The following is a 2,203-nucleotide window of genomic DNA, read 5'->3' on the forward strand; positions in this document are numbered from 1 at the left end:
TGATATACAAGACAAATAATAAAGACCGTCTGAAACCAATTAGGGTTTCAGACGGTCTTTATTCATTCACACGATGCCTTATTCTTCAGATGCGGCTTCCGCTTCTTCTTGAACAGATTCTTCGCTCAGCGTGCCTTTGGTAGAAGGCGTTTGACCCATCATGCGCGGATCGTATTCGACTGCCATGCGCAGGGCGCGGCCGAAGGCTTTGAAAACGGTCTCGGCTTGATGATGTGCATTACGGCCGCTCAAGTTATCGATGTGCAAGGTCATCATGCTATGGTTCACAAGGCCGTGGAAAAATTCTTCAAACAAATCGACATCAAAACGGCCGATCAGGGCGCGGGTAAAGTCGATGTTGTACACCAAGCCAGGGCGGCCAGAAAGGTCGATGACTACACGGCTCAACGCTTCATCCAGCGGAACATAGGCATGGCCATAACGAGTAATGCCGGCTTTATTGCCAAGCGCTTGTTTCAAGGCCTGACCCACCACGATACCGATGTCTTCAACCGTGTGATGGTCGTCAATGTGCAAATCGCCTTTGCAGGTAATATCCAAGTCAATCAAACCATGACGCGCTACTTGGGCAAGCATGTGTTCAAGGAAAGGAACGCCGGTATCCAAGCGGTATTTGCCGGTACCGTCAAGATTGAGGCTGACGGTAATTTGGGTTTCGCTGGTATTACGGGTAACGGTAACAAAACGGCCTTCGGTTGAAACACCAGCTTCGGCTGCTTCGACAGTTTGTTTTTCCAAACGCGCCGCTTCAACCGCTGCTGCTTTTTCTTGGTCTTTGCTGTGATCACGGTTCAACCAGCCTTTGCGTTTGTGCATGCCGGATTCCAACTTCGCAGCCAGGCTCGGACGAATGCCGCGAGCAGACTCATCGCCTGCTTGTTGTCCCAAACGGCGTTTGAGCTGAGACAAAGAGGCGGAGTTTTCATAACCGCATGCGCGTGCAAGCTTGGTTAATGAGCCGGCTTCTTCAACCAGTAACAGAAAATTGGTCAAATGCAATTGAGCTTTATTCATAATGGTAGTTTCCTTGGAATCAAAGATTAGGGTAAAGGTTTTTAATAACGGCCAAAACGGCATCATTTTGCGCTGCCGAGCCTATGGTTATGCGGACACACTGTTTCAAAAGCGGATGACTGCCATGCAGTTTTTTAATCAGTATGCGGTTTTGCTTCAATGTTTCAAACAGCTCGTTCGCATCAGGGACACGAACGGTAATAAAGTTGGCTTCGCTCGGAAAAACTTGCAAACGGTTTAATTTCAGCAATTCATTCATCACGCGCGAACGCTCATTTTTTAATGTATCAATGTTTTGCTGAATGATTTGATGATGTTTCAATGAGAATTTTGCCGCCGCCAAGCTTAATTGATTCATGTTGTAAGGTGGAAGGATTTTGGCCAGTTCACCTATAATGCTTGGACTTGCCGCCGCATATCCCATCCGCAAGCCTGCAAAGCCGATTTTACTGATGGTGCGCATTACGACCAGATTTTCGACTTCGCCCGCCCACGGAAGAAAACTGTCATGATGAAACGCACCATATGCCTCATCGACAACCACAATGCCGGTAGCCGCGCGAATGATTGCCTCTACTTCTTCCCGCTTAAAGCACACACCAGTAGGGTTATTGGGATAGGCAATAAAAATTAATGATGGCTGATGTTGCTCGATAGCGGTCAAAACGGCAGGGAGATTTAAAGAAAAATCTGGATTTAAGGGAACGCCGACATATTCCATGCCATAAAGCGCGGCATTATGACGATACATAACGAAACTTGGCTCAATACCCAATACACGCGCATTTGGTTTGGCAACCAGCATAGTCAAAAATTGGATAAGCTCGTCGGAGCCGTTGCCTAACGCGATTTCCGCCTTATCGGGAATACTGAAAACCTCCCTCAATTCTTCATAAATACCGCTCTTGGCAGCATGGGGATACAAATGAATCGGTGCCTGCTTTGCCAAATCCGCCCATTCTGACAATAAAGATTCATACCCGGCGAAAGGATGATGCGGACACTCCATGGCGTCCAACTTAATAAAACCTTCCGGCAAATCGGCAACCTGATAGGCTGTCATTACTTTAATGTCATCACGGATAACATCAGCAACGCGATTCATGGTTTTCTATCCTCCTGAGATAAAGTGTTTATAATAGTAGCACAATCTTTACTAGATATATAT

General features: G+C 46.8%; 2 protein-coding genes. Both read right to left on the bottom strand.

Annotated elements, in window-relative coordinates:
- Positions 1-78: 78 nt before the first annotated feature.
- Positions 79-1,035, bottom strand: a complete 957-nt coding sequence (gene hisB / locus ACTHUT_RS18405) for an imidazoleglycerol-phosphate dehydratase HisB (protein ID WP_440419342.1) — start codon at positions 1,033-1,035, stop codon at positions 79-81.
- Positions 1,036-1,054: 19 nt separating this feature from the next.
- The gene (gene hisC / locus ACTHUT_RS18410; protein WP_250599742.1) at positions 1,055-2,140 is read right to left on the bottom strand and encodes a histidinol-phosphate transaminase; all 1,086 of its coding nucleotides are present in this window, start codon (positions 2,138-2,140) and stop codon (positions 1,055-1,057) included.
- Positions 2,141-2,203: the final 63 nt, after the last annotated feature.

The organism is Neisseria sp. P0022.S010 (genome assembly GCF_051956635.1).